The following is a 3038-nucleotide window of genomic DNA, read 5'->3' on the forward strand; positions in this document are numbered from 1 at the left end:
GCAGTAATTTTAGCATTACTGCTTTTTTTGTGTTTAAACTTGTGCTGTTTTGTTGTTTTTGCACTGTTTTTCAATGCAACAAGTCACAAATCCAGCGAAAGCTACCGGAGGTTTAGTTCAACATCGGCAACCGTTGCACAACTCCTATTTTCAGAAGATAAACGTAAAATAACATACAAAACAACCTATTTAAAGCGATTATAGAAAGGTTTGCTTTTTAATTGTGGTTCAAAATTTTAAAATTTGATTCGCTGAAAATGAAGTTTTGTAGTCATAAAACTCCCGATTCTAATGGTTTCATCTTGACTAAAGGTTTGAACATCTTAAACCTTTGATTTATAAAATATACCGGTGCAAGTAAAATACTCGTACCGGCATATTTTAATGTTTGCAGAAAAAAGCTTAATAAGCTGCAGTAAAACGTTGTTTAATGTGTTTTGGATGTTCCACTTCATCAGCAATTGCCACGGCAACATCTTCAACAGAAAGCACGCTTCGTCCGTTTTCATCAACCACAGGATGGTCTAAACCGGTACGGTAGGTTCCTTTACGAATGCCTGAAGTTCCCGGATGCATCTCAATTGCCGGACTAAAAAATGTCCAGTCTAACGCTTGATTTTGTTTTAATTCGTTCAGATAATCTCTGGCAGCAACGGCACCCGGTTTTATATTTTCAGGAAAATCTGCACTGTCAACCAACTGGTTTCCTTCTTTATCAAACAAACTTCCTGCACCGCCTACAACAATGTATCTTTTAACACCAGCATTCACTACTGCCTGTTCAATGACGCGTGATCCTTTTAAAAAATCGTTGTACAAATCAGGGTTTGTCCAGCCGGCATTGTATGCACTTACAACCACATCGGCACCTGTTAAATCGTTTGTAATGGCATCGTTTAAAACATCTTTTTCAACAAATTCGATAGATTTATTTTCAATTTTATCTGCGTTTCTAACAATTGTTTTAATCAAATGTCCGCGGTCTGCCAGCTCATTTACAATTTTAGAACCTACAAATCCGGTTCCGCCAATAACTATAACTCTCATAATCATTTATTTATTAAAAGTTTGATAAAAATTTTCTAATGTTTGTCCGTTTAAATAATCAAAAACCTGTTGGTTTATGTTTTGATACAGTGTATCTAATTTTTCATTTATCTGTTTGCCAATAATACATTCAGGATTGGGATTATTTTTTTTATCAATGATTTTTCCATCAAGCAAAACCATTTTCATAACATCGCTCAATAAAATTTTATCGGCAGCTATTTTTAACTGATAGCCTCCTTCTTTTCCCTTTTTAGTTTCAACAAAACCCTTCTTATGCAATACAGATAATTCTTTCCTTACAATGGCGGCATTGATGTATATGCTTCCTGCAATCCATTCAGAAGACAACCACTCATTTTTAAAACTGTGCAGTAAAAGCAGAATATGTGTAAGTGTTGCAAAACGTAAATTGTTCATTATTAACCTTTTTATTGTTACAAATTTATAGCAATCTTAATTGTAACAAAATTTATTACAATTAAAATTTTCTTAAGAAAACAATTAGGAAAACGAACATTAAATACTATTTTTGTTTCTATGAAATTTTCAGAAATCGTTGGTCAAAATCACCTTAAAAATCATTTAATAAACAGCGTTCAAAACGGTAGAATTCCCCATGCACAGTTGTTTATTGGTCCGGAAGGAAGCGGTACTTTAGCCATGGCATTAGCCTATGCCCAATATATAATTTGCAATAACAAAGGAAATGATAACGATGGCGGATCAGCAGCTTGTAACTTAAAATTTGATCATTTACAGCACCCCGACCTACATTTTGTTTTTCCTGTGGCTACAAATGATGATGTAAAATCGAATCCGGTGAGTGATGATTTCATGTCTAAATGGATCGATTTCTTAAAAAATTCAAAATATCCTTCGGTTAATGATTGGTATGAAACCATTGGAATTCAAAAAAAACAAGGAAACATATCGGTTCACGAAGCTGCAAGTATCCTTAAAAAATTATCTTTAAAATCATTTGAAGGAGGTTATAAGGTAATGATTATCTGGATGGCTGAAAAAATGAATACCGAATCAGCCAACAAACTACTAAAATTATTAGAGGAACCAACAGATAAAACGGTTTTTATATTGATTGCCGAAGACGAAAAAGCCATTTTACAGACCATTTTATCTCGTTGTCAGGTACTGCATTTTAATGCGTTAAGCGAACAGGAAATTATTCAGGGTTTAATTGACAAAGAAGCTTGTGATGAAGTTGATGCCTACAGTATTGCAAAACAATCTCAGGGGAATTACAACAAAGCGTTGAAATTACGCTATAATGTTACCGACGAATATCCGTTTGACGAATGGTTTGTAAATTGGGTAAGAGCAGCCTTTAGAGCTAACAAAAATGCACGTGTGGTAACCGATTTGGTGAAATGGAGTGATGAAATTTCGGTTATTGGCCGCGAAAAACAAAAGCTGTTTTTAACTCATTGTATGGAATTATTCCGTCAAGCACTACTTTTAAATTACAGCACACCTAATTTGGTTTATATACAGCCAAAAGTAGAAAATTTTAAGTTGGAGAATTTTGCTCCGTTTGTAAATGAAAACAATATTTTAGATATTTTTCAGGAATTAGAAGACGCTATTTACCATATTGAACGCAACGGAAACGCCAAAGTTATTTTAACCGATTTATCGATTAAACTTACACGATTGATTCATAGGAAGTAATACTTGGAAAAATGATATTTAGGTGCCTTAATTATTTCTGGTTAAATATTTTAATGAATATCCGTAATATATCATAAATACAAATTTTTAGTATTTTGTCATTCCGACGAAGGAGGAATCTATTTGATAGTCAAGAGATTCTTCACTTCACTACGTTCCGTTCAGAATGACAAAAAAATTATTACTAATAACAGATATTCATAAATATTTTTCATTGTTGTCCGATAAAAAGGAAGCCAACTTAATGGCTTCCTAAAAACATCGTAAATTTGTGTTGCAAAACTTAAAATACGATGAGTAAA

At 33.2% G+C, this 3038-nt stretch carries 3 protein-coding genes; 1 reads left to right on the top strand and 2 read right to left on the bottom strand.

The features are described from left to right. Positions 1–402: 402 nt before the first annotated feature. On the bottom strand, positions 403–1047 hold the full coding sequence (locus BLW20_RS14390; RefSeq protein ID WP_177165110.1) for an NAD(P)-dependent oxidoreductase: 645 nt from the start codon (positions 1045–1047) through the stop codon (positions 403–405). A 6-nt stretch (positions 1048–1053) separates the two neighbouring features. Continuing rightward, positions 1054–1467 (bottom strand): RrF2 family transcriptional regulator, encoded by a 414-nt coding sequence (locus tag BLW20_RS14395; RefSeq protein ID WP_091102949.1) that lies wholly within the window; start codon positions 1465–1467, stop codon positions 1054–1056. A gap of 120 nt (positions 1468–1587) precedes the next feature. Between BLW20_RS14395 and BLW20_RS14400 the strand changes: the two genes are divergently transcribed. Beyond that, positions 1588–2736, top strand: a complete 1149-nt coding sequence (locus BLW20_RS14400) for a DNA polymerase III subunit (protein WP_091102951.1) — start codon at positions 1588–1590, stop codon at positions 2734–2736. Positions 2737–3038: the final 302 nt, after the last annotated feature.

It is taken from the genome of Paenimyroides marinum (genome assembly GCF_900108395.1).
GTDB lineage: Bacteria > Bacteroidota > Bacteroidia > Flavobacteriales > Flavobacteriaceae > Flavobacterium > Flavobacterium marinum.

Bases quoted from the DNA above. Each gene is read 5' to 3' on its own strand.
- BLW20_RS14400 (WP_091102951.1), top strand. From the start codon at position 1,588: ATGAAATTTTCAGAAATCGTTGGTCAAAATCACCTTAAAAATCATTTA.
- BLW20_RS14390 (WP_177165110.1), bottom strand. From the start codon at position 1,047: ATGAGAGTTATAGTTATTGGCGGAACCGGATTTGTAGGTTCTAAAATT.
- BLW20_RS14395 (WP_091102949.1), bottom strand. From the start codon at position 1,467: ATGAACAATTTACGTTTTGCAACACTTACACATATTCTGCTTTTACTG.